Below are 23,251 nucleotides of genomic sequence, written 5' to 3' on the forward strand. Positions count from 1 at the left end.
CTGGCGCCCCATTTCATGAGGATGACACCTTGAAGGAGGTGCGAATGCCAAATTTCTTGACGATACAAGAGGCCATCTCTTTTTTAGACCGCAGCACCGGTGCGATATGGAACGAAAGCCATTTTCTCGCTGTGGCCCTAAAAAGCAGAATCACTCTGCACGCAACCGTACCGGCCACGACTGCAACATTCATTATTGAATACATAGGTGGATATTTTGAAGACCGGCCTTATCAAAATCCTGATGCTCATCTGGCCGCCGAGCTTAGTGAAGAAAACATCAGGGATTTGTGGATGACTGGGGTAACCAGCACAACTTGGGCCCACTACGAGCCACCGCCCGAGGTGGATGGAACTGTCTATTTCGTAGAACCAGTCCCGATAAGCGTACCCAACATCCGCATCAAACATCCGGCCCTGTTAGATATTCTCAACGAGTGGCAAGTTTCTCAGCGAGGAGTTGGCCCATCGGTCATCACGTTGGAATCGACGTCGACGTCGCCAGCGCGCGCAGTGGACACTGCAGAAGATGCGGGTATCCGGCGAAAAAAACTGGACTTAACAAAAGAGCGCGGAGCCAGACGTCGGATTCTGGAAAATTGGAATGCCATTGAGTCACTGTATGGCGCCGGTCCCGACGCAACGCAGGTGCTTCGCTTCTTAAAAATCGAAAAGGATGCGAAGCAGCCAACGATAAAGACAGTAAGAAACCTTCTGATTCTGTTTCGTGATGAGGGGCTGATTCCCGGTAAAGTTCCCGAGAGTGTCCCGGGAGTATCCTAAGTTCCCGGGAGCCCCGCAGCACCGTTCCCGGCAATGAAAATCGCATCATCTACTCCACCCCAAGAAAGGGAAGATGATGCAAACTAACTCAAAATTGTGCCCCGTTCCTGCGGCAATCCCACCGGCGCTAGCCGCCGTGGCACAAAGCCGCGACCATATCAAAACCGCTGAATTTGCACATGCGATGTGCCGTGCAAAGCAGACTATCCTCAAAAATCATTGCCTCACCGGAGAGTGCTTTGGCATCCGTCCCGTCAAGCAGGGAAAGTTCCTGCTTTGGCCAGTGGCCGCCATTGCCAAGGTGCTAAATGGGGAGGGCGCATCATGAGCCCAAGTGCCAATATTGAATTGCCCGCAACTGGATTTGTCCGGCAGGCTAACTTGATTCCAAACGTTATTCCGTTTTCTGCCGCAACGCTGTGGCGCCGTGTGAAGTCCGGCGAATTCCCTGCACCAGTGAAACTGTCGGCGCGGGTTACTGCATGGCGCTGCGAAGATGTACATGCCTGGATGCAGTCGCGTATGGCAGCGGGAGGTGTGTGATGGCGTCGCCACCAAAGAAAGCCCCAAAGAAAAAGTCCGGCCGCGACCAAGCAGAACCGGACCTCTTCAAAACAGCAGAACCTGTCGAGCATTCTACATCAACTGCACGTTTTTCTGGCACTGAGAACCTGCGTCACCTGCGCGTGATTCATGCGCTGATGATTCGGCCGCGCAAGCGGGAAGAGATTGACCGAATCGCTGGCGCCAGTAACGGCCCGGCATTAATGGCTGACTTGCGCGAACTTGGAATTACGAAAAAAGCCCAAAGCACTCCAGGGATAGACCGTGATGGCAAGCCTATTAAATTCGGCGTCTACTCGCTGGATGAGGCTGACCGTCGCGCCGTCAACGCCTGGCTGCGCCTGCGCAACCTGCGAGGCAAGACGTGAGCCACGCCCGCATCGCGCTGCGCCGCGCGCTGGTGCTGCTGCCATCGTTCCCGCCGCCGGTCGTCTTGGCCGTGGCCCTGCTGCTGGCCGGCGCGGCACGAGGATGTGCATGACAGAGGGCGCGCACTTTCTGGCCGTCAAGCCGCTGAGCGTGAAGACCACGCGCGCGAGCTGCGCCGATGCCGTCATCCTGAACGTGATGCGGCACAACGCGCGCGAACTGCAGGCGGAAATCGGTGTTGGCGCCGACAGCGGGATAGACGCAAGCCGCATCCACCTGAATGTGACCTTGCATGGCCCAGCTACCGCTGACGGCGTGGCCAGCGCCGCGCGCGACGCGATGCGCGAGCACGGCATTGTGGCGCCACGCAAAAATGCCACGCTGGGCATCGAGATTGTCGCCAGTCTGCCGGCCGGCCTGCTCATCGACCATCTGGCGTACTTCCGTGACACGGCGGCCTGGGCGCAGCAGCACTACCGCGTGCCGCTGCTCAGCGCCATCGTGCACAACGACGAAAGCAGCCCACATCTGCACCTGGTACTGCTCCCGGTCCGCGACGGCAAGCTGGTGGGCTCCGAGCTGCTGGGCAACCGCGCCACCATGAAGGCGATGCAGAAGGATTTCCACGAACAGGTCGCCAAGCAATACGGTTTGCGCATGCCAGCGGCGAAGAAGCGCCACAGTGCCGCCCAGCGCGCCGCCGGCATTGCGCTGCTGCGTGAGACCCTGCAGGCGAACAGTGGACTGACCGAGTGCGCCATCGATGCGCTGCTGGTCCCGCACGCCAAGAACCCGGAGCCTCTGCTCGTGGCGCTGGGCCTGGCCATGCCGGCGCCGGTGGTCAAGGGTTCGTTCGTTGCGACGATGACCCGCAAGGTGCGGCCGGAAAGCCCCGACAGGATTTACAAAAAATCTCCTATAGGACATTTGCGCGCGCAAACGGGAGGTGTTTTTTTGCCTGAAAATGAAAACTCCTATGCTCTGTTAGGACTTCCAATTTCCGCGCCAAATTTCCCACCATCGGCCAACCCATCGAGCGCCAGCAATTCCGCCCCCGGCCAGCAAGCCAGCTCCAGCCCAGCGGCTCCGCAATCGACCACCGACCAGCAGCGGGAGCGCAGCACCACCGGCGCAGCCGTTCCACCACCAGGCCGGCAGGGTAGCGACGAGATGGCCAGCCACTGCACAGCCGATGATGCCCTCAGTTTTGAGGACATCCCACCAGCGGGTGCTCCGGGCATGGTCGGCGCGTCGGTAGCAGGTGCCGGCCAGCGCCAGCCATCGACCAGTGTGCAAAATATTTTGCATACCCCGCTCGTGGCCAACACGAACCCCGGCACCGGCCAAGCTGGCCAGCAGGATGCGCACCACCAGACCGGGCAGCTGCGCCATCAGGATGCGGCCGCCTACTCGCAGGCCTGCCAGGACCAGCACGGCAATGCCGGCCAGGCCACGGCGACCGCCTCGGCTGCGCTGGTCAGCACCACGCCGAAGCGCAAGCGCGCCGCCGGGAAGGTGGCCAGCACGACGTCGACCACCAGCACACCGGCGACCGCTCACCACCAGGCCGCCAGCATCGACCAGAGCGCCGCCAGCCCGGCCAGCCAGGTGGCTACCGCCAAGACGCGGAAGCGCACCAGCAGGGTAGCCGCCAGCACCAGCCCATCACCACGCACGAGCGCCGCCGGTATTGCGCCAGCTGCTGACCAGGCCGACACGCAGACGGCAAAGCCTGCACTGCAGCAGGTCGGCCACCAGCTGGGCCAAAAGCACAGCGTGCACGCCATCGAGGAACAGGCGGCGCCAGGTGGCCGCCCGCAGACTGGTGATTCTGGTATCGAGCCTACCGTCGACACCCCGGCCACGCGCTCGGCCATCGGGGATATCGTTCCTGCCGACGGCACCCGAGCGGTACGGCAAGTCGTCGACGCTGTGGCGCGCACTCGCCAGCACGTGCCCAGCATCGAGCATGTAACGCCACGTAACGCCAAGGCATCGACCGCCATGCCCGCCAGCACACCAGCAGCACCGCGCACCGGTAAGCGCAGCTCGACCGCCAGCAGGCCGGCCGCGACTCCATCGACGCCCAGCACCAGCACCAGGTCGAGCAGCAGCACGGCCGCGCCCAGCACCAGCACGCCAAAGCCCAAGCGCACCGCGACGCTGCAGCAGGCCAGCGGCACGCCGGCGCAGGACACCTTGCCCGGCAAAGCTGCGCCGGTACCGGCCACGCCGACCAAGCGCAGGGCCACCAGCAGGCAGGCCAGCGACACGCCCGCCTATGCCACCGTGCGCCAGGCCACCAGCAGCAAGCCCGCCTTGGGGAAAGGTCAGTACGATGCCGGTGCTGACCAGCCCGACGAAATTCGTCGCCTTGCCGATGACGAGCAGGCTGCTGCGCGATGCGCGCGGTCGACCAGCAGTGCGGCGCCAGTTGGCGTGAAGCAGGGAAACTCCCAGAATCACAGGCGCGGCAGACAGCCGAACGAAATTCGTACGCTTGGCCTGGCAACATGCAGCAGCATGAGCAACGCCAGCACTGCGCCAACAACAAGAGATGCGCTGAAACTTGAGCCTATCTCGCCAGCACCTGGCAGCACCAGTTACTCGGCTGAAATCTCAGCGCAGTGCAGCTGGCCTAAATTTTCAGGGCAGCAGCACTCACCGGAATATTCTGGCCAGCTGCAGGTCTACCAGCAAGTGAGCCAGCGCGCCGGCGAGGACGACCACCACGGCGCGCCAGCACTTGACTGGCTACCGATGCCAGCGCCACGCATCAACGACAGCGCCACTGCCAGCCAGCCAGCGCCAGCAGGGATTGCCGAACACGCCCCGTATCGGTCACCGGCACTGACCATCGAGAAAGCTCACCCTCAAAGGGGAGCTTCGACAGTCGCCCAGCTGCGCCCCCTTGAGGGGGAACAGGTACGGCACCACGTCGATAGCTACCAGCGCCTGCGCGACGACGAGCATGCAGCCGAGCTGTGGGACAGTGACCGCGGCGAGTTCGTCACCGCGCTGGCCAGGTCTGCCAAGCGCGTCAGCGCCAGGGGCCGCGCTGAGGAACCGTATGCCGCCGACCTAGCCGCCGTCTGGTTCGATGCCAAGCCGGCGGCAATCGAGGCAGCGCTCGACTCAATCAGGGCAGTGCATGGCCAGCACTGAGGCGTAGCGGGCAGCAGGCGGGCGGCGATGCACTGTCAGCCGTAACCCAGCGGCACACCAAAGCCCCCCTTTGGTGTGCCATCCGTAAGCAGCCCACGGTATAGAGCGCCAGCAAAATATGGGTGACCCGCTGATGCTTCCGCCCAATCGCCCAATCCGCGCGCCGCACCTGCAGGCCACCACACCTTTTACGCGGTCAAGCAAATATCCGGTGCGGGCCAGGTGATAAGCGACCGGCCCATCGTGGCATGGACGGAAGAATGGATGAAGCTCGGCGTCGGTCCTGAGTATTTCCTCCAGTGTTTCCACCTCGCTTGCGGATGGGTGAGCGTCCCAAGTCATTGCAATGTTCATAACTGTCCTCATTAGGTATAGGCGACGGAATGCCACCTCGCCACGGAATGTAACTGCGTTCTGCGGATAACTTGGATTTTCTACCGACTGGACTAGTGGGGCCCGCCGTACAGCCTAGAGGGCTAGGGGCTGTTCAATCTCTGGAAGACCATATGTGCAGGACCGTTACATCCCTCAGCTGTCATAAACGTGGACAAAAAAAGGTAAAACGGATGGCGTCCAAATGCTGGACGGCATCGGTCGCAGCGCCAAGCACTGTAGCGCCGCGTCAAAACCGACGGGCTGTAGGCTTTGCCAGCTTGGCCGGTCTGCCATTGTCGGCGCTTCGTTCCGCTGGAAAATCGCTCTTTTCCGCTGGAAAGTTGCCTGTTTCCGCTGGAATGCCGGTGGAAGACTGTCGGAAGCGAGGGCGATTGCGGCGCTGTGGCATCGGACTGCACCCTGATGGGCCAGGCCAAGGCGTGACGCGCGGCGAAGGCATGGCGGGCCGCCTGGTGCGCGCCAGCGGGTCCGACAGACCCCATAGGCGGGGCGGGGTCGAATCTCTGGAGCCTTTCCGGCCTAGACCACCTGCTTCCTCACGCGCAGAAAATTTCCCCCAATTCAAACGGAATTCAAATGGCATGCTTGCCCAATAAGCTTGCAGGCCGCGCCAATGCTGGCTTTGCGCTGCTGCGAAATCAAATGCCGGTCATTATTTTAGACACTGATGGAGAATGGAGGTAAGTTGTAAATGAGTCACTCGTGCTTGACATATGATGCTGTCACGACGATGCTTCTTGGAAAGGAATCTATCAGCCAGGGTAACCAATATCGTCATAATTCAGGTGTCGCTTAACCAAGGGTACAAATGAAAAAGATTTTTAGTATTTACGTCTTCACGACCGTCGGTGCGATTTTTGGAAATTTGCTTTATGTCCACACTCTCGGGGACCTAAGCGACTATCACTGGACTCGTATTTTTGTGTTTGCGTTTTTTCTTGCGACGATATTTGCTTTGCTTAGAAAGCATCGGGATTCGAGTACATAATGTATTTACATCGTTGAATCTCTGGCCGGCGGATTTGGGGGAGTGAAAACGCTAGGCGAAGCAAAAAGAAAATGCCCTGCCACTGCCTAGCACCAGCAATTATTTCCGGCGCCGACTACGAACGAATTTCGTACGCAGTGAAGCCCCTTGCAAGCCCGTTCAAAGGTGCATCGAAGCCCATGCGCCGCAGCCCGTTCTACATCCTGTCTAGGCTGGCATGTACGGCCCAGCGCCTGGAATAGCTGGCCAGCACCGTCCTGATATTTGAAACCCCATGTTTCATCGCTTTCAGGGTTGCAGGCCTGCACGCCGACCAGCGAAAATTTTCGTTCGTCGCCGCTGCCCGCCTGCAGGTGACCACGCTCGCGCTCCTAATTTTTTAGGACCGTCGCCAGTGGGCAGTCATGCCGGCCGCCGCGACGCCGGATAGAATTAGCCGGGGTGGCCCGACGCCGGAAAAATTCCCGGCGTCTTCGCAGCAGCGCCGAGACCAAAGGGGCTGGTGAATCACCCCCCCCCCCCCTTTATGTCGCATGTCGTTGGTGAGTGATTGCAACCTGATGCGCGTATTCAAATGCCGCTGGCCCAAATTCTCGGGCCAGTGTTCGCCATCAGCCTGGCGCAACGGTGCGATTTGAAATCTGCCGGCGACGCCGGTACCGGCCAGTGCAAGCAGCCAGACGGAGGGCGCGAAGAGTCGGAATTCCACCGAGATACACATCATCAGGGTCGAGAGGAAACGGGCGCAGCGCCGTCAATATTTTGACAGCTCCGTGCCCGGTGATGGACTCTATCAATTGCCCTTGCGATAAGATGTCGGAATGAGCGCCGCCGGCGCGCCCTGCGTGTCAGTGAAGAGTTCCACGTCATCTTTTTATCTTTGAGAATGAGCTATGCGTACTGCAATGGGTTGGATAGTGGGAGTTATCATCTTCCTTTTGATAGGGCTTGGACTTACATACTTTGGCGATGCTGTAGGCGTTCCAGGGGCAGTTGATTTGGATGGCCCTACAATAATCACGAACGGCAGTGGCCGCTATAGCTATGATGAAGAAGTCACATCGTTCATGACCTTTTTTGGTTACACGAGCGGTGCTTTTGCATTCATCATCGGACTATGGGCAGGGCAAGCTGCATATGCCATGCGCTGGGATGCTGGCTTCACCCAAAAAGGTTTTTACTCGTTTTTCGCTTGGTTCATTGCCCTTACGATACTAATGTTCGTTTCTGTTCTTACACATTTGGCATTCCGTCCTTTCTTCGGTGTATTCGCTTCCTACGCCCGCATGGGCGTGGAGCTCGGCGCCATAATCGGGGTTGGTTGGGCTTGCCATCAGTGGTTCAAAAACCGGCTGAAAACCTTGGAACTTGTTTCCCGGCCCGACTAGTCTCCCTCGCGCCCTCAACAAGGCCGATGGCATACGATGGCGCCACGGCCATATGGCCGCCATTTTGAGGAGTTAATCATGGGTAAAAGCGGAACGAGCGGAAGTGCAGGTAAGAGCGGCGGCGTCGGTACCGGCACGCGCCAGAGCGCGGGCGGCGGCAATTCCAGCGGCGACAGTGCTCGACCAGGTGCGGGCAGCGGCAAAGGCCCGGGCAATGCGGGCGGCTGGCCGAGCACCACCGGCGGTACGTCCGGCGGCGGCCGAAGCAACGGCAAGCCGAGATAGCAGTCTCAAATACCGGCCAAAACGGTATTTGACCGATGCCGCGCGGCACGTCCGGCTTTGTTCGGCACCTGCCAAGCCGGATTTGAAATCTGACTTCACAGCGGCGCGCCCTCGTCATGGACGTTACATCCGGGAATATCCCGTATGTACCACTCAGCTGGTGCTGCGGCGAGTAGCCGGAAAATCTTCCCGCTACCAGTGCAGGCCGCCGCGATTTGCGACCCACTTAAAGTTGGTCGCAAGGGCATCGCGTTTCGCTGCCCCCTTGGCTGGCCCGGCGCCGGCCAGGCTTGCCCGCATTTCAAATGCGAGCAAGGAACCGTCGCAAGGGGGCGCTATTCCTGCACCCCCTTTTCCCGCTCCCCCCGTTTTGGGGAGCGGCATCAACCTGTGCAGCCAGCCCGGAACAAACTCTTCACGTGAGCAGATTAAAACCGCAGCCGCGCGCCCGGCGCCAGCTGCTGGGCCAAAACCTACGCTGAGTAGGCTTTACCCAGGCGCCGAGCTGCTGGCCGGCCAATACCGGCAATGTGCCGGTTTTTCTTCCTTCGATGCGCTGCAGCGCCAGGTCTTGCCGCGATTTCAAATCGGACCAAGCGTCCGCTGGTTTGCAAGGGACTTAAAGTACCCCGCAAATTTGCAACCCTCTTAAAGAAGGTCGCAAATCCGAAGGGGGTCACGAATCGTTATGCCCTTGCCGCCGCCGTGCCCGGCCACCAATGATGCGGTGGCGGCGCACCTCGTTGTGGCGCGCGGCACGATTAACAAAACGTCGCCGTGTTTAACATCCTCGTGCACCTGAATATGAGGTTTTCTCCTATGGTGGACATCGGTTAATCTGCTGCACAGCCTTTAACAAAATGCGTTATCGGGAAATAAAATCTGCGCGTGAGGTACAGGCGGTCTAGACCAAGGCACCGGCCAGACATTGAAGGCCCCCACCCCCCAAGCGCGGAAGCCAAGCGGACGTCCGAAGTCCACAAAACGGACTTCGCCGCGTATCGCGTGCCCGGCTCGATTCTAAATACCGGATTTTCTGGTATTTGCGCTGGAGCGCCTGGATGCTGGGCCGCCCTATAGGCCACGCATGTTCCAGCCGGCTCGCTGGCTTTAGGTGTGCATACGAATTTCGTCGGCACAAAGGCGCGGGCGCGGCGACCACCAACAGCACCAGCAGGGCGTCCAAAGGCTGGACACCCTCGACGCCGACGCTCCAGAGAATTTTGGAACGCGGACAGCGCCCTGGCAACTTGGGCCCGGCTATCTGTGTTCGGAACACAGATGCAGGCTGGGCCTATCATCTTCGTTTAAACGAAGATGGCGGCCGAGCGCCTGCCATCTCCGCAAATGCAGAGATACGTGCCACATGCAAAGCCCCGGTTACTGGCGAGATGCGTCCAGATTTGGACGCATCGGCCATCTTGAGCCGTGCTGCCAGCACGGGGCCACGTTGGCTGATATTGTGACCGGTCACAAGATAGCCCCGCCCGTAGCCGGTATCTCCGGATTTCCGAAGATGCAAGGGGCGGCGCTGCGCAATCTGCTGCTGATGCGCTCCCGGCGACAGTTTGACACCGGCGCCGGCGCATCGGTTCAGAAACCCTTTCGAAACGGTTCCGCTACGGTAGCGTAACTGTAACGTTACCCCTCCGTTACCGCCGGCGCGCCCAGCGCCATCCGGCACCACCAGGGCCGCACCAATCCCCTAAATTTTCAAGAGGTTGCGGCCCAGTGCGCTCAGGGGAGTCGATGCCCTGCAAATGGCGCATCTCTTCACGGTGAAGAGATACAAACCCCGACCCGTACGGGTCAGATGGGTGCACCCGGCCGCGCGCCCGACATCGCTCTGCGCAATCGGCTAAATTTTCAGCCCATTGCCGACCAGCTCCGGCCAATTCGCCAGGAGGTCAACGGCCCGAATATTTGGGGCGAATCAATCGGGCTGTGCGTTGAAGGCTTATCCTGAAGCTTCTTAGGGGAGGAGATATGCCTAACGAGCGTCGGCGGGATGCAGGGCTGGCCAGCATCATTGACCAGATTATCGAGATGCGCGCGATTCGCGGTTTGCCCTTTGTCGCAAGGTGGCTGAAATATTGCGGCATCGATGAGCAGGTTGCTGCCCGTGTGATGTCAGACGCATGGCGCCGGCGGCCAGTGGTGCCGCCGCCGGAGCGCGAGATATAAGGCCGCCCTTCACTCAGCGGAATTCTTCGCTCAGTGCCCATCAGGGCGTGCACCAGGTCAAAGGGTCTGCGTACTGTGCAGCCCCTTACCGGCGCCGCATGGGGGTGTTCGAAAATTTATGGATACCCCCCGGCGGCCAGACGGCCAGAAATTTTTGGAGGTCGTGCACAGCACTGGCGCCGGTCGAGCGCCGACCTTTTCCCCGGAACGGGGGAGAACCCCAGCCAGGCTTTTTCCAGCACCGGAAACAACCAGCCACTCCGGCGGCGGGGTCTCCTCAAATCTGAGGACACCCCCTGTCCCGAATCGGGACACGTCCCGAAACAGGACACCTGTCCCGAATCGGGACTAGCTGGCGCCCACGACATGCCGGGCTCAATGGCGTGCAGCGCGTCCGGCCGACGTGGGCTGAATATTTAGCTGACGTTGCGTACCTCGCCGGCCGCACGCCGCCGCGCGACGATGGCTCAAAAGTGAGCCGTCCTCGTCCTAAGCCAGACGGTACGCCGGCGGATGGCAACAGCCGTTGAGCGAACGTTGAACGGCCGTGGCCGAGCCAGGCCGCTGGCGGGTAAATGAGGTGCCGGCAGATTTGACGGCCTTGTTCATGCAGTGGCTATTTCCCCCTATCCGAGCGGTGCGTACGGTTGCTTTCGCGAGCAGGCTCAGGTGGCAAACGGCGACGTGCATGCAGTCGAGCGGCAAACACTACCATCGACAGTCTTGGCAACACGGCGGAGAATTAAGGACTTGGCGGCGAGGCAGGTGGGTCATAAGGGTCAGGCTGATGCATCCTATCCCCTAAATAATAAAGACCCCATAAAGTCACTACAACAAGTTGAAATAAAAAAAGCAGATATATACCTAATGCCAGTAGCGATAAAGCGTCAACGAACATGGGAGTAAATAGGTTACGAGCTGGCGCTGCGACTGCGCGGCAATAGTAAGCCAAGAGACTCAGGACGATACTTACTGCTGTCAAATAGGCGAACATCAAACATAAAAACCTTCTTCGCGTAAGTTTCATTTCTACCCACGTACCTGAATAACTTGTATGCAATGTCGGCGTAGGAGAAGGTATAACTTTATCAAGTGTTGTTTGTTGTCCAAAAGTAGCAATTGCGGCAAGAGCAGCAATGTAGAATCCAGGCAACCCTTGCACAAAACCCTGTGCGGATGAAATAAGCCCATCCGCAGCCCAAATATTTATAGATTGTCTAAATGGAAGTATCAAAAATAGTGCAGCAAAAGTTAGTACAGCAGGGACGAGCCAATTTACCCTCTTTATTACAGGGTGTTGGATTAATATATAACTGAAAGGTCTTAGTAGTTGATACCAGAGCATTTTATTCAATCATAGAAGGGCATACATCTTCCCGGAAATCTCGCCCTGCACGGTCTCAAAGCCGGTATCCAGGCGAACGGTAAAATTTTCCAACCGAGCTTTCTTTACAAATCGGTCTTCATTTACAAGTTGTAAAGTTCTTGCATCGAGCTCGACTTTTCTGGCGAAGTTAGCATCATCAGTGTAGACCACTCGTACGCTAGTAAACTGATTTGCATCAGCAGTTTTACAGACAGATTTAACAGTGTCCCATACCGGATGCTTTTTGTCTCTTGGTTTTAAGTAAATGACTTTCTTTTGTTCTATCGCAGTTGCGGCTGCATCAAAAGCGACAGCAGCTTTAGTAAAGTCAGATATTTCCAACCCGCTTAAAACGCCAGCATTTAATTCTTTTTCAAAGCTTGCGGATAAGTGTCCTCGGAATAAGAATTTATATTTTGCAAATCTTCTTAGTGCAGGGTCTCCACTCGCATCATTGACATAAAAAAACGTCCTATTCGCGATTGCTGAGCTTCGCAAAACCATTCCTATCAGCATGCAAACATCTTTACTGCTTATTCCAATTGAATCTTCAATCAGGGTAACGTATGTATTTCCGCGAACCGGAATTAAATTAATCGCTACGTGCGCGGATGAGGCATTCCCTTCATTGCCTTGTTTTGGCGAAACATTAAAGTGTGCCGAGCTTGGGTCTGATATTGCTTGGTCCGCAGCAAGCGTATCCGAACGATTTATAAGAATAATAGCTTTATTCCTAGTTGTATCTATTTGAATATCTGCAATGTGAAAAGTTTCTGTTTTTGTCCTATTTCTACGGTGGCATGGGTCTACTATGAGGTGCGCCTTCATATTAGCCAGCAAATCCGCCATAGAGCGCGGCGGCAAATCGATTGCGCCTAAATTTTTGTCATTAGCATGGGCGCTGACTTGGCAATCAAAATATTTCACTGTACGAGTATTCGATTTCATGTATTCGTGTCTTGGACAAAATAGTTATATGTATGTCAGATTATAAACATGTTGCCCTCGACAAAACACTCCAATTGTCACACATCCCAAGTGCCAAGACAGAATGAGGTAAAAATATCAATAATGCAATTTTATCTAATGGATGCTAAAATGGCGGCCGACGAAAAGCCTTGACGCCTTGCCATTCGACCGTCTATCCTAAAAACGTTCCCGAAAAAGAGGGAACCGGGATTGGCGTCCTGCAACTACAAGGCGCGAAGCCTTCAAACATTGATGGCTTTTTTTTCGCGCAACGCATTGGCTTTTCTCCTATGGAGGGCCGTGTGAGGGGGCAGCAATGCCCACTGGTTACTTGTGGCCAGCACGCCAACCTTGCACGGTCTTCCACCCCGATTGGCGTCGGGATGGTTGATTTTCAAATCAATCACAAGGAGCACACCATGGCTAATTCTGCCCGTACGTCCCAACCCCAACAATCCCCATCATTCGCCGGTGCTCTGTCCGTCGACCAGCTCTACCAAACCGCGTTCTATAACGGCCGCACCCCACGTAGCCAGGAATACAAGGCCGGCGCCCGCATGGCACTTGAGCATCGCATCGAGCGCAAAGACTTCGACATGCCCTACCAGGTAGGCACGGCCGCCGCCGATGCTTTCTTTGCCGGCATCGAGGAAGGCAAAACCATCTGGCGCACTGCTGCAGCAAAGATTGGCGGTGCAGCATGAGCGCCGTGAACAGCCAGGCAGTGGCCATCACCGTCGACCGGCTCTTCTCTGCAGCGTTCAACGCCAGCCGCGACCCGCGCTCAGGCGAATACATGGACGGCGCCCGGGCAGCGCTTGCCTACCGCATCGAGGGCGCGCGCATCGGCCAGCCCTACCAGGTCGGCACCGCAGCGGCTGACGCCTTCGCATCTGGCATCGCAGAGGGGCACGCCATCTGGCGCCGCGCCAGCGGCCAGCCGGTGACAGCGGACGGCGACTATGTGGGCGGCCTGCGTATCATCGGCCAGCTCGCCGGCGACATCGAGGCGCAAGCCGGTGATATCGAGATACTGCTGGCGGCCCTGTTCGACAAGCTGGACGCGCTGGCCGACCTGGCGCCGGCCGCCGCTGATGCCGTCGCCGCCATCAACTGCTTCGCCACCTGTGCACTGCGCAATGCCGCCCTCATCCGTGAGGGCCAAGCCAACATTGCCGCCCTGGTCGCGGAAGGCGGTGCAGCATGAGCTCGCCTATTCAACGCCCTGCAGTGCTTGCCAAGTTGCCACCGACCTCCGCCGCACATCAGCCGTTCTCGTTTTTGCATAGCAGCCTGCAGTACGACCCAGGCGCGCAGTTTGTCGCTGTTGCCATGGACATCGCCCAAGGCGTCAAGGTTTGCTTGGAAATGGCGAATAGCAGCACACTCGCCCGAGCGATGAATCTGGACGCGGACGCCGGCGAGGAAGACTTGCCGCTGCTCGATGTAACCGACACTGACCGCATCATGCGCCCGGCCGCAGCAGCGGCGCATCTGCTGGCCACCCATGCCGAGAAGCACATTGAGTGGCTCAATGAGCACAGAGCGACCGTCAACGCATCGGAAGGAGGTGCAGCATGAGCGCCACGCCACCGAAACCACCAAGGACCCGCAAGGTCGCCAGGCCCGTGCTGTTGCGGCCGCCGGTCACGCTGGTGCCGGCGACGCTCAGCCGCGAAGAGCAACTGATGATTGACCGCTACCGCGCGACGGCCCCGAAGTGGCGCGACGATATTGTGGACTTTGCCAACATGGTCGCCAAAATGTACCCGCTGGAAAAGCCAACCACCGCGCCGGCCAGCATCCGCCTGGTTGCTGACAACGAAGACCGGGGACCAAAATGAGCGCCGCATACATGCCGCCAAACGGCGATACCGCAGAACCACTGTACGACGTTCTCACCGAAAGCGGCGAAGTCCTGGCCATGGACCTGACGCTTGATGCCGCGCACCAGCTGGCCGGCGAGCATCGGGCCTCGGCGGATTGCCCCGCCTACCGCGAGATATCCATCCGCTCGGTGCGTATTCGCCACCAGAGCGAGCGGCAAGCAGCCAGCCGGTACCAGCTCCCCGAGCCGCCGGAAGTCGGGCCGCCGCCGGCGCTTGTTTATGGCGGTGGAACTCTTGGCCTTGAGGACGCCAGCAAGGTGACGATTCAAGCGCGCGCGCCTGCTGGCCTAGTGAGCCTGACGCTAGAGCAGGCGCTGCGCTACATCGACCACTTTGCCGAGCCCGGCCGTAGTCGCATCCTGCTGGTGCTGCCCTATCACTTTGACATGCCCGGCGGTGCAGCATGAGCACCTTGGCGGAACTGGCGCGCATCCGCGCCGAGTATGGCCTGGCGCCGGTGGGCGGCGTCCTGTGGCTGGGCATGGGTATGTTGCCGCCCAAGCGCAACGCCATCGAAATCGACCCGGCCAACTTGCCGACGCCGCTGGAATGTCGCGCGGTGGCCGGCCTGGACGTAGTGCTGCTGTTTCCTGGCACGTTGACCAGGTACGGCGCGCTGCGCACGCTGGCCGACCGGCTGTATCAAGCACGGCCCCAGCGCTTGCTCCTGGTCGACAGTGACCATAATCGCACGGCGTTTTTGAAGTTGGCGAAAGCATGATGGCGGACAATCATATCGGGGACCAGATGGGCGGCTTTACCTTGAGCAAGGAAGACGAAGCGGCACGCTTGGCGCGCATCCAGCTGGCGCAGGCCGGCGAGACAGCGCGCCCGTTCGACCGTTCCATGCAGCGCGGCGAACGGGTGGTAAAAATCCGGTGCGGTGCCGACATCAAGCCATTGCCCATCACCTGGCTGTGGCCTGGCTGGGTGCCGGCCGGGAAGTTGACCATCCTGGCCGGCGCCGCCGGTACCGGCAAGACCACGCTCGCCCTGGCGCTGGCCGCCGTGCTGACAGCCGGCGGACGCTGGCCAGACGGTAGCGAGTGCAAGCAGATGGGAAACGTGCTGATATGGTCGAGCGAGGATGTCGCCGACGACACGCTAGTGCCGCGGCTGATTGCCTCCGGCGCCGACCTGGCGCGCTGCCACTTCATTGAGGGTATCGCGCAGGACGGGGAAAGCGTGCCGTTCGACCCTTCACAGGATATTGCCGACCTTCGCCGCGCGGTCGACGCCATCGGCGGCGTGAGCCTGCTGCTGATAGACCCGATTGTGTCGGCCGTCGCCGGCGACATGCACCGGGCCAACGACGTGCGCCGCAGCCTGCAGGCGGTGGTGGACTTCGCCGACGCCCACGGCTGCGCTGTCATCGGCATCACGCACTTCGCCAAGGGCGGCGCAGGGAAAGCCCCGCAGGACCGGGTTATCGGTTCGCAGGCATTCGGCGCCCTGGCGCGCATGGTGCTGGTGACGGCAAAGGAGGAAGGCAGCAACCGCCGGGTGATGGCACGGGCGAAATCGAATATTGCGCCGGACGATGGCGGCGTGGCCTACTCTCTCGACTTGGTGACCATTGCCGGCGGCATCGAGGCGACGCATGCGGTATGGGAAGGCGTCATTGAGGGCACTGCCCGGGAGATTCTGGGCGAGGTGGAGCATGACGAGAGCGGCGGGGATAGCACTGCGCCGGCCGACCTGCAGCGCCTGCTGATTGACCTGTTGACGGAGAATGGCGGAACCATGCCAGCGAAGCAGGTCAAGGCCGAGGTGAGCGACGCTGGCTATTCGTGGACGGCAGCCAATCGCGCGAAGGAGCGGGCGGGAATAGAGTCGGCGAAGGAAAAGGGGACTACGAAAGGCGGCTGGACTTGGTATCTACCCACGCCCGCACCTTGAAGAAACCGCCGAAGAAACCGAAGAAACCACAGAAATTAGTGCGGTTTCTTCGGTTTCTTCATGGTTTCTTCGAGCGCCTGGACTGGATGCCATGACATGAAGGGGACGCCGAAGGGAGCGAAGGGAGCACTGTTTTTTCTGCGCTCCCTTCGCTCCCTTCGTGCGCTCCTTACTGAGAATGAGGCGCTCCAAGCTTGCTTTTGCATTCACCCGCAGGAAAGCCGTAAACATTTATGGATGGTTGTAATTCCGGCATATAATTTCCTTCCCGTAACGCGCCGGAGACAAAAATGAACCTTGAAGTTCTGAATCATCTTATCCACAACGATGTAGAGCGTATAGAGGCGCTCGCTGCCTATAAAAAGGTTGATGCGGCCGCCTCGGTGGGAATTGCGAAACTTGTTTCTGCACAGAAAGGCGATATGACCATCTTGTCGATAAAGCAGGCATTCCTTTTTAACACCGCAGTTCGGCCGCTAATCGAAAATGTGCGTTGCGAGGGAGTGATTGGCCTGGTGGAAGACGGTAACGATTCCTGTATGAACGACTCGATTATCGACGATGAGAGTCTGCTGTTGTCATACATCGATGACGACTTCAAGTGCCAGCAGTGCCGGTATGACGCCCAAAAGATGCACGACGACTGACGCAACATTTGATTATACGGACAGCGGGGGAGTTAGCGCCAGCATGGAATCGACACGCGCCTGCGCCGCCGACTTCCCCTCGTTCATCGCAAGTTCTTGGTTCCTGTGCGGTCGACCATCGCACCGCTGGAACGGGCCGCCACCAATCGAGTACTCAGCCAGCCAGCCCCTGCCGTAGGAGCTAAGACTCACCTCAATCTGAAGACTACGATACTTGTAATTTGAAGAGGACATGATTTCTCCTGAATGTTGATGGAGAAAGCTAAGTATCAATGGCTTGAGCGGATGTCAAGTGCGGCGCTGATGTCACAGTTCTTAGAAGATAAATTTGCCTTCGGCCTTATAGCCGTTGGGCGCTGGTGTCGGAACCATCTCCAATACCTGCTTCTCACCCTTCCGCAAATATTTCTCGAAAATGCTCTCGGAGCCTTTCCCCATAAGATAACGACCTCTTTCTCGCTCAAGCCAGCCACTAGCGGTTGCCCCTACAAATTTAGGATAGTGCTGCGATTTCGCTAAAGGACTGGAGGTGAGGAATTTTTCTTGTTGAGCGCCGTTGAGATTGGCCTGCGGATGGTTGTCTATATTGAACTTCCACCAAACGGAAATGCGCAGTTCCCCTGAACCTACAGGGTCCCAGTTGACTATGGAAGTTTCGCCGGCAATCACTGTGGTGATGTAGCCGCCTGCGCCACGCGATTCCTCTTCGGTATATTCAAAGCGTATCAGCCCTTTTTCTAAGAGTTGATTGATTCCCAAGATAAGTAGTTTGCGATGGACATTCATGGTGGCGGTGTGAGGTTGGCTGTTGGCAACTTTGTAAGTGTAACGTAAGTAGGCGCCGGTGAGGCAGCTTGAGGCGCCACCCATCATGCGGTAGTGCTTTTGGCCAGTAAAACCGCAGAGATGAGCAAAACCGGGTATGAAACCGGGTATAAAAATAGATTTCAATGCGCATTCCGACGTAGCTGTGAGGCTTGGATGGTGGTACTTCCTGTTCAACGTCTAAATTCCCGTCCGGCCCCGTTCGGGGCCAGCATGAACCCTGCAAGTCATTGATTTGCAGGGTTTTTTATTGCCCAGTTATTTGATCCCGTCGCCTGCTCATGCCGCGCGTTCCGGCCGGGATGGTTGCGCCTGTCTTGCTTTTTCCTATACAATGAGAATAATTCTCATTTATATTGATGCGCCCGCCGCCTGGCTGGCCATCGGCCACAGGAAGGGTATCGTGAGCACCGCCGAGTCAGCGCTTCAGCAGCAAGTCAGCAGTCTGTACACCGACCACCATGGCTGGCTGCGGGGTTTGCTGCGCCGCAAGCTGGGCAATGCCTTCGATGCGGCCGACATGGCACACGACGTATACCTGCACCTGATGAAGACGGGGCGCGTGCCGCCGGCCGGGGAGTCGCGGCGCCACCTGACGCAGATTGCCAACGGCATGGTCATCGACCTGTACCGCCGCCGCCAGATCGAGATGGCCTACCTCGAAGTGCTGGCCCTGGTGCCCGAAGCGCTGGCGCCGTCCGAGGAAGAGCGCGCGCTGGTCATCGAGGCGCTGACGGAAATCGACGCCGTGCTGCAGCGGCTGCCCGCCAAGGCGCGCACCGCCTTGCTACTGTGCAAGCTGGATGGCCTCAGCTACCGCGACATCGCCGCCGAACTGCAAGTATCTGTTTCTTCCGTGGAAAAATACATCGCCGCCGGCTTGCTGGCCTGCTACCAGGCCCTGCACGGGCAGGGTGCCTGAACCGTGGAAGTGGTGATTGCGCCCGCCATCGTCCAGCAGGCGGCCCGGTGGATGGCGCGCCTGTGGTCCGATGACGCCAGCGACGAAGACCGGGCCGATTGCGCCCGCTGGCGCGCGGCCCATCCGCACCACGACCTCGCCTGGCAGCGCCTGCAGGCGTTCGAAGGCAAGCTGCACAGCGTGCCGCGCGACGTGGCCCGCCACGCGCTGCGCGAACCGGCGCCCGCCGCCTACCTGCACCGCCGCCGCGCCCTGAAACTGCTGGCCGTGCTGCTGCCCGTGGGCGGCATGCTGTATGCGGCGCGCGGCACGGACGCCTGGCAAGTCGCCACGGCCGGCCATGGCACAGCCACGGGCGAGGTCCGCGAGATGACCTTGCCTGACGGCACGCGGGTGATGCTGGCCTCGGCCTCCGCCATCGACGTGCGCTTCGACGCCAGCTCGCGCCTGCTGATCCTGCGCAGCGGCGAAATCCTCGTCACCACGGCGCACGATCCGGCGCAGCGGCCGTTCCGCGTCCAGGGCCGCCACGGCACGGTGCGGGCGCTCGGTACGCGTTTTACTTTGCGGCAAGACGAACACACGTCGCGCGTGGCCGTGTTCGAGGGTGCCGTCGAAGTGCGCCTCGCGCATGCGCCCGAGCGGCCCGTGCGCGTCGCCACGGGCTACGGCGCCGTCTTTTCGGCCGACATCGTGCAGTCTGCCGCACCCGTGCCGGCCAGCGCGGCGGCCTGGAGCAAGGGCGTGCTGGTGGCCGATAACATGCGCCTCGATGCCCTGGTCGCGGAACTGGGCCGCTACCGGCCCGGCCTGCTGCGCTGCGATCCGGCCGTGGCCGGCTTGAGCGTCAACGGGGTGTTTTCGCTGCGCGACACGGACCGCGCGCTGCACAACCTGGCGCTGGCCTTGCCCGTGCAAATCGTTGCGCGCACGCGCTTTTGGGTCACGGTGCAAGCGGCTGCCTGACAATATTGCGGGCCCGATTGAGGGTTTTGTCATCTCGTTCGGGATATAGGGTGAGAGCCACTCTTTTCTTCTGACACCATGCCTGTCCTTTTTTCATGAGCACCCATGACGCGGCCCCGGCCGAAACCAAACAGCCTGGCCCCATCAGCCGGATACTGCAGCCCATCCGCGGGCGCCTGATCGCCGCCGCCGTGCTGGCCGGCACCGGTTCCATGCTGACGCTGGTGCCGTTGGCGGGCATCGCGCACGTCGCCAGCATCGCGCTGGACCCTGCGCTGGCGCAAGGTGATCTCTGGCCCACCATCATCGCCAGCGTCGCTTGCCTGTTCCTCGGCATGGCGCTGATGTCGCTGGGCGAGCTGGCCGCGCACCTGGCCGACAACCGCCTCACCCATCAATTGCGCCTGCAAGCCATGCAGCGCCTGGGGCAAGTGCCGCTGGGCTGGTTCACCAGCCGGGCCTCGGGCGAAGTCAAGCAGGCGATGCAGGACGATATCAACACCCTGCACAGCCTCACCGCGCATTTTTATACGACGACGGGGCGCGCCGTGGGCGCCATCGCCATTTCCGTGATTTACCTGTTCGCCATGGACTGGCGCCTGGCCCTCATCGCGATCTTGCCGTTTCCCGGCTTTTTCCTGTTCTTCGGCCGCGCCATGAAGGCCAGCAGCGGCAATATGGCGCAATTCGTCGCCGGCATGGGACGCATCAACAATGCCGTGGTGGAGTTCGTCAACGGCATTCCCGTGGTCAAGGCCTTCGGCGCCACGGGACGCGCGCACGGCAGCTACCGCGCGGCTGTCGATGCGTTTGCCGACGCGTTTTCCGCGTTTACGCGCCCGCTGGTCGGTTCGATGGCCAATGCCAATGCGCTGATCGCGCCCGTCGCCGTGTTGGGCGTGGTGGTGCTTGCCGGTACCGTGTTCGTTGCGCTGGGAGCGATGGCGCCCGTGGACGTGTTGCCGTTCGCCCTCGTGGCGCCCGGCATTTCCGCACCCATGCTGCTGCTCCATTATCTGACGCACGACCTCAACAACGCCACCGGCGCGGCCCAGCGCGTGCTGGCCTTGCTCGATACGCCCGTGCTGGCGCAGCCGGCGTCCGGCCAGCAGCAGTTGCCCAACGGCACGGAGATCCGCATGGAAGGCGTGGGCTATGCCTACGATGGACAGAACAAGGTGTTGTCCGGCATTAATTTGACCTTGCGCCCCGGCACGGTGACGGCCATCGTCGGCGCTTCCGGCTCCGGCAAGTCGACGCTGGCGCGGCTGCTGCTGCGCTTTTTCGATCCGACCGAAGGGCGCATCACGCTCGGCGGCGTCGATTTGCGGCATATCGCCACGCCCGAGCTGTACCGCCGTATCGGCTTCGTGCTGCAGGAAGTGCGGCTGATCCACGCCAGCGTGCGCGAAAACATCGGGCTGGGCCGGCCATCGGCCAGCTTGCAGGAAATTGAAGAGGCGGCGCGCCTGGCGAACATCCACGAGCGCATCCTGGCCTTGCCACGTGGCTACGATTCCATCATCGGCGAGGATGCGCAGCTGTCCGGCGGCGAGCTGCAGCGCGTGAGCATCGCCCGCGCCGTACTGCTCGACCCGGCGGTGCTGGTGCTCGACGAAGCGACGGCGGCGGCCGATGCGGAAAACGAAGTGGCGATCCAGGACGCGCTGTCGCGCTTTGCCCGCGGCCGCACCCTGCTGGTGATCGCGCACCGGCTCGACACCATCATGCACGCCGACCACATCGTCGTATTTGACAACGGCGCTATCGCCGAGCAGGGCAGCCATGCCGGCTTGCTCGCCGACAAGGGCCGCTATGCGCGACTGTGGGCGCTGGGCGGCTATCAGGATTCCCCGGAAGAAACGGTGCTGCCATGCTGAAGACATTCATTCAACTGCTGGGCGACGATGCGCCCGTGTTCCGCCGCTACTGTGCCATGGCGCTCGCGTACGGCGTGCTGAGCGGCTTGACGATCACGGCGCTGGTGCTGGCCCTGGGCCGCTTGCTGGGCGGCGACGCAGGCGGCGCGGCCCTGTGGCTGCTGGTGCTGCTGGCCGGGCTGGTCGCTTGCTGGGCTTGGCGGCGCCGGGTGGAAAAAGCCGGTGTGCGCGTGGGCGTGACGGTGCTGCAAGGGGCGCGCCAGCGCCTGGGCGACCACGTGGCGCGCCTGCCCGTCGGCTGGTTTACGCCGGACAACACGGCGAAACTGGGCCACCTCATCACGCAGGGCATGATGAACGTGGCGCAACTGCCCGCCCACGTGCTCACGCCCGTGATCTGCGGCGCCGTCACGCCCGTGGTGCTGCTCGCCGCGCTGTTTGCGCTGCACTGGCAGCTGGGCGTGATGGCGCTGCTGGCGCTGCCCCTCCTGGCGGGCGCCTTGCGGCTCACGGCGCACCTGGGCCAGCGCACCGACGACGTTTATCACCACCATTTTGCCCGGACCAGCCAGCGGCTGGTTGAGTTTGCGCAAGCGCAATCCGTCTTGCGCGCCTTCAGTGGTGACGGCGGCGGCGACGGCACGCGTTTCCTGCAGCAAGCCATCGACGGGCAGCGCCACGCGGGCACGCGGCTCATTTACCTGTCGGCCCTGTCGTCGGTGCTCAACGCCTGGGCCGTGCAAGCCATCTTCGCCGCCTTGCTGGCCGCCGCCGCGCTGTGGCTCGATAGCCGCCTTGGCGGTGCGCTTGAAACGGCAGAAGCCATCGCCGTCATCGTGGCCTTGCTGCTGGTGGTGCGTTTCGTCGATCCGCTGCAGGAAGTGGCCAGCTACGGCGAAGTGCTGCGCGGCGCACGGGGGCCGCTCGACGCCGCGCGCGATATTTTCGCCGTGCAGCCCCTGCCGGAAACACGCGAGCCGCAAGCGCCGCGCGATGGCGCGGTCGAGCTGCGTGGCGTACATTTCCGCTATGCACAGGATCAGCCTGACGTATTGACGGATATCAATCTGCAGATTGCGCCCGGCAGCATGACGGCGCTGATCGGCGCTTCCGGTTCCGGCAAGACGACGTTAGTACGGCTGATCGCGCGCTTCTTCGACGCCAGCCAGGGTAGCGTGCTGGTGGGCGGCGTCGACGTGCGGCACATGTCCAGCGAACAATTGGCGGGTCAGATCAGCCAGATCTTCCAGGACAGCTATCTGTTCCAGGGCAGCATCGCAGACAACATCCGCCTCGGCAAGCCCGGCGCCACCGATGCCGAGGTGCTGGACGCGGCGCGCCAGGCGGGCGTGGCCGAGATCATCGCCCGTCTGCCGCAGGGCCTCGACACGCCCGTGGGCGAGGGCGGCGCGCGCCTGTCCGGCGGCGAACGCCAGCGCATCGCGATTGCCCGCGCGCTGGTCAAGGATGCAGCGATTTTGCTGGTCGATGAAGCGACGGCCGCGCTCGACGCGGAAAACCAGGCCGCCATCGCCGAGGCGCTGGCGCGGCTGCGCGGCAAGCGCACGGTGATCGTCATCGCCCACCAGCTGTCGACGGTGGCCATGGCCGACCGGATCGTCGTGCTCGATGGCGGCGTAGTGCGCGAGCATGGCGCGCCAGCCACCTTGCGCGCACAGGACGGCCTGTATGCGCATTTCCTGGCCCAGCGCCAGGCGGCCAAGGGCTGGCGCATCGCCTCCGCGGCGGCGCAGAAATGAACGGGAT

23 protein-coding genes are annotated in these 23,251 nt (G+C 60.6%); 20 read left to right on the plus strand and 3 right to left on the minus strand.

Translation table 11 applies throughout. The features are described 5' to 3' along the window. Window positions 1-44 precede the first annotated feature (44 nt). The 8 genes from BXA07_RS02580 to BXA07_RS02610 all read left to right on the plus strand — a co-directional run bounded on the left by BXA07_RS02580 (window position 45) and on the right by BXA07_RS02610 (window position 10,121). Complete coding sequence (locus tag BXA07_RS02580; RefSeq protein ID WP_076565277.1) at window positions 45-782, plus strand: hypothetical protein; 738 nt, start codon at window positions 45-47, stop codon at window positions 780-782. 73 nt (window positions 783-855) lie between these two features. Beyond that, the gene (locus BXA07_RS02585) at window positions 856-1,110 is read left to right on the plus strand and encodes a hypothetical protein (protein ID WP_076565280.1); all 255 of its coding nucleotides are present in this window, start codon (window positions 856-858) and stop codon (window positions 1,108-1,110) included. After that, the gene (locus tag BXA07_RS02590; RefSeq protein WP_076565283.1) at window positions 1,107-1,325 is read left to right on the plus strand and encodes a helix-turn-helix transcriptional regulator; all 219 of its coding nucleotides are present in this window, start codon (window positions 1,107-1,109) and stop codon (window positions 1,323-1,325) included. Before BXA07_RS02585 ends, BXA07_RS02590 begins: the two co-directional genes overlap by 4 nt. Continuing rightward, window positions 1,325-1,714, plus strand: a complete 390-nt coding sequence (locus tag BXA07_RS02595; protein ID WP_076565285.1) for a hypothetical protein — start codon at window positions 1,325-1,327, stop codon at window positions 1,712-1,714. The genes BXA07_RS02590 and BXA07_RS02595 overlap by 1 nt, the downstream gene beginning before the upstream one ends. A gap of 109 nt (window positions 1,715-1,823) precedes the next feature. After that, on the plus strand, window positions 1,824-4,880 hold the full coding sequence (locus BXA07_RS02600) for a plasmid recombination protein (RefSeq protein ID WP_076565288.1): 3,057 nt from the start codon (window positions 1,824-1,826) through the stop codon (window positions 4,878-4,880). Between the two features lie 2,277 nt (window positions 4,881-7,157). Continuing rightward, window positions 7,158-7,652, plus strand: coding sequence for a hypothetical protein (locus tag BXA07_RS02605; RefSeq protein ID WP_139335401.1), 495 nt, complete (start codon window positions 7,158-7,160; stop codon window positions 7,650-7,652). Between the two features lie 78 nt (window positions 7,653-7,730). Next, window positions 7,731-7,937 (plus strand): hypothetical protein, encoded by a 207-nt coding sequence (locus BXA07_RS29915; RefSeq protein ID WP_139335402.1) that lies wholly within the window; start codon window positions 7,731-7,733, stop codon window positions 7,935-7,937. Window positions 7,938-9,923: 1,986 nt separating this feature from the next. Further along, entirely contained in the window at window positions 9,924-10,121 is a 198-nt protein-coding gene (locus BXA07_RS02610) for a hypothetical protein (RefSeq protein ID WP_076565293.1), read from the plus strand. Window positions 10,122-10,863: 742 nt separating this feature from the next. Here the strand turns inward: BXA07_RS02610 and BXA07_RS29920 are convergent. Together BXA07_RS29920 and BXA07_RS29925 are read right to left on the minus strand one after the other, a co-directional pair. Next, window positions 10,864-11,466 carry a hypothetical protein gene (locus BXA07_RS29920; RefSeq protein ID WP_139335403.1) on the minus strand — a complete coding sequence of 201 codons (603 nt, stop codon included), beginning with the start codon at window positions 11,464-11,466 and terminating at the stop codon, window positions 10,864-10,866. A 9-nt stretch (window positions 11,467-11,475) separates the two neighbouring features. Then, a complete protein-coding gene (locus BXA07_RS29925; protein ID WP_139335404.1) occupies window positions 11,476-12,435 on the minus strand; it encodes a hypothetical protein in 960 nt (319 codons plus the stop codon). Between the two features lie 170 nt (window positions 12,436-12,605). Here BXA07_RS29925 and BXA07_RS31045 point away from each other — a divergent pair, with 170 nt between their 5' ends. From BXA07_RS31045 to BXA07_RS02655, 8 genes are all read left to right on the plus strand, one after another. Continuing rightward, on the plus strand, window positions 12,606-13,160 hold the full coding sequence (locus BXA07_RS31045) for a hypothetical protein (protein WP_212592258.1): 555 nt from the start codon (window positions 12,606-12,608) through the stop codon (window positions 13,158-13,160). Window positions 13,161-13,165: 5 nt separating this feature from the next. Continuing rightward, on the plus strand, window positions 13,166-13,663 hold the full coding sequence (locus BXA07_RS02625; RefSeq protein WP_139335405.1) for a hypothetical protein: 498 nt from the start codon (window positions 13,166-13,168) through the stop codon (window positions 13,661-13,663). Next, the gene (locus BXA07_RS02630; RefSeq protein ID WP_076565301.1) at window positions 13,660-14,037 is read left to right on the plus strand and encodes a hypothetical protein; all 378 of its coding nucleotides are present in this window, start codon (window positions 13,660-13,662) and stop codon (window positions 14,035-14,037) included. Before BXA07_RS02625 ends, BXA07_RS02630 begins: the two co-directional genes overlap by 4 nt. After that, window positions 14,034-14,300, plus strand: a complete 267-nt coding sequence (locus BXA07_RS02635; RefSeq protein WP_076565303.1) for a hypothetical protein — start codon at window positions 14,034-14,036, stop codon at window positions 14,298-14,300. The genes BXA07_RS02630 and BXA07_RS02635 overlap by 4 nt, the downstream gene beginning before the upstream one ends. Continuing rightward, complete coding sequence (locus tag BXA07_RS02640; RefSeq protein ID WP_076565306.1) at window positions 14,297-14,752, plus strand: hypothetical protein; 456 nt, start codon at window positions 14,297-14,299, stop codon at window positions 14,750-14,752. The genes BXA07_RS02635 and BXA07_RS02640 overlap by 4 nt, the downstream gene beginning before the upstream one ends. Next, a complete protein-coding gene (locus tag BXA07_RS02645; RefSeq protein ID WP_076565309.1) occupies window positions 14,749-15,066 on the plus strand; it encodes a hypothetical protein in 318 nt (105 codons plus the stop codon). Before BXA07_RS02640 ends, BXA07_RS02645 begins: the two co-directional genes overlap by 4 nt. Beyond that, on the plus strand, window positions 15,063-16,244 hold the full coding sequence (locus BXA07_RS02650) for an AAA family ATPase (RefSeq protein WP_244556151.1): 1,182 nt from the start codon (window positions 15,063-15,065) through the stop codon (window positions 16,242-16,244). The genes BXA07_RS02645 and BXA07_RS02650 overlap by 4 nt, the downstream gene beginning before the upstream one ends. Before the next feature lie 290 nt (window positions 16,245-16,534). Then, complete coding sequence (locus BXA07_RS02655) at window positions 16,535-16,891, plus strand: hypothetical protein (RefSeq protein WP_076565312.1); 357 nt, start codon at window positions 16,535-16,537, stop codon at window positions 16,889-16,891. Between the two features lie 315 nt (window positions 16,892-17,206). Here the strand turns inward: BXA07_RS02655 and BXA07_RS02665 are convergent, their stop codons facing one another. Next, window positions 17,207-17,842 carry a hypothetical protein gene (locus tag BXA07_RS02665; protein ID WP_139335406.1) on the minus strand — a complete coding sequence of 212 codons (636 nt, stop codon included), beginning with the start codon at window positions 17,840-17,842 and terminating at the stop codon, window positions 17,207-17,209. A gap of 277 nt (window positions 17,843-18,119) precedes the next feature. Between BXA07_RS02665 and BXA07_RS02670 the strand changes: the two genes are divergently transcribed. The 4 genes from BXA07_RS02670 (at window position 18,120) to BXA07_RS02685 (ending at window position 23,244) form a co-directional block, all read left to right on the plus strand. After that, on the plus strand, window positions 18,120-18,638 hold the full coding sequence (locus BXA07_RS02670; protein ID WP_076565322.1) for a sigma-70 family RNA polymerase sigma factor: 519 nt from the start codon (window positions 18,120-18,122) through the stop codon (window positions 18,636-18,638). Window positions 18,639-18,641: 3 nt separating this feature from the next. After that, complete coding sequence (locus BXA07_RS02675) at window positions 18,642-19,604, plus strand: FecR domain-containing protein (RefSeq protein WP_076565324.1); 963 nt, start codon at window positions 18,642-18,644, stop codon at window positions 19,602-19,604. A 95-nt stretch (window positions 19,605-19,699) separates the two neighbouring features. Continuing rightward, window positions 19,700-21,484 carry an ABC transporter ATP-binding protein gene (locus BXA07_RS02680; RefSeq protein WP_076565325.1) on the plus strand — a complete coding sequence of 595 codons (1,785 nt, stop codon included), beginning with the start codon at window positions 19,700-19,702 and terminating at the stop codon, window positions 21,482-21,484. After that, window positions 21,478-23,244: an ABC transporter ATP-binding protein gene (locus BXA07_RS02685; RefSeq protein ID WP_076565327.1), complete on the plus strand. Its 1,767-nt coding sequence runs from the start codon at window positions 21,478-21,480 to the stop codon at window positions 23,242-23,244. The genes BXA07_RS02680 and BXA07_RS02685 overlap by 7 nt, the downstream gene beginning before the upstream one ends. Window positions 23,245-23,251 lie beyond the last annotated feature (7 nt).

The sequence above is a fragment of the Janthinobacterium sp. TND4EL3 genome (genome assembly GCF_900156175.1).
Classification (GTDB): Bacteria; Pseudomonadota; Gammaproteobacteria; order Burkholderiales; family Burkholderiaceae_D; genus Janthinobacterium.

Coding starts and splice junctions, on each gene's coding strand:
- BXA07_RS02580 (WP_076565277.1), top strand. CDS start 45: ATGCCAAATTTCTTGACGATACAAGAGGCCATCTCTTTTTTAGACCGC.
- BXA07_RS02585 (WP_076565280.1), top strand. CDS start 856: ATGATGCAAACTAACTCAAAATTGTGCCCCGTTCCTGCGGCAATCCCA.
- BXA07_RS02590 (WP_076565283.1), top strand. CDS start 1,107: ATGAGCCCAAGTGCCAATATTGAATTGCCCGCAACTGGATTTGTCCGG.
- BXA07_RS02595 (WP_076565285.1), top strand. CDS start 1,325: ATGGCGTCGCCACCAAAGAAAGCCCCAAAGAAAAAGTCCGGCCGCGAC.
- BXA07_RS02600 (WP_076565288.1), top strand. CDS start 1,824: ATGACAGAGGGCGCGCACTTTCTGGCCGTCAAGCCGCTGAGCGTGAAG.
- BXA07_RS02605 (WP_139335401.1), top strand. CDS start 7,158: ATGCGTACTGCAATGGGTTGGATAGTGGGAGTTATCATCTTCCTTTTG.
- BXA07_RS29915 (WP_139335402.1), top strand. CDS start 7,731: ATGGGTAAAAGCGGAACGAGCGGAAGTGCAGGTAAGAGCGGCGGCGTC.
- BXA07_RS02610 (WP_076565293.1), top strand. CDS start 9,924: ATGCCTAACGAGCGTCGGCGGGATGCAGGGCTGGCCAGCATCATTGAC.
- BXA07_RS29920 (WP_139335403.1), bottom strand. CDS start 11,466: ATGCTCTGGTATCAACTACTAAGACCTTTCAGTTATATATTAATCCAA.
- BXA07_RS29925 (WP_139335404.1), bottom strand. CDS start 12,435: ATGAAATCGAATACTCGTACAGTGAAATATTTTGATTGCCAAGTCAGC.
- BXA07_RS02630 (WP_076565301.1), top strand. CDS start 13,660: ATGAGCTCGCCTATTCAACGCCCTGCAGTGCTTGCCAAGTTGCCACCG.
- BXA07_RS02635 (WP_076565303.1), top strand. CDS start 14,034: ATGAGCGCCACGCCACCGAAACCACCAAGGACCCGCAAGGTCGCCAGG.
- BXA07_RS02640 (WP_076565306.1), top strand. CDS start 14,297: ATGAGCGCCGCATACATGCCGCCAAACGGCGATACCGCAGAACCACTG.
- BXA07_RS02645 (WP_076565309.1), top strand. CDS start 14,749: ATGAGCACCTTGGCGGAACTGGCGCGCATCCGCGCCGAGTATGGCCTG.
- BXA07_RS02650 (WP_244556151.1), top strand. CDS start 15,063: ATGATGGCGGACAATCATATCGGGGACCAGATGGGCGGCTTTACCTTG.
- BXA07_RS02655 (WP_076565312.1), top strand. CDS start 16,535: ATGAACCTTGAAGTTCTGAATCATCTTATCCACAACGATGTAGAGCGT.
- BXA07_RS02680 (WP_076565325.1), top strand. CDS start 19,700: ATGAGCACCCATGACGCGGCCCCGGCCGAAACCAAACAGCCTGGCCCC.
- BXA07_RS02685 (WP_076565327.1), top strand. CDS start 21,478: ATGCTGAAGACATTCATTCAACTGCTGGGCGACGATGCGCCCGTGTTC.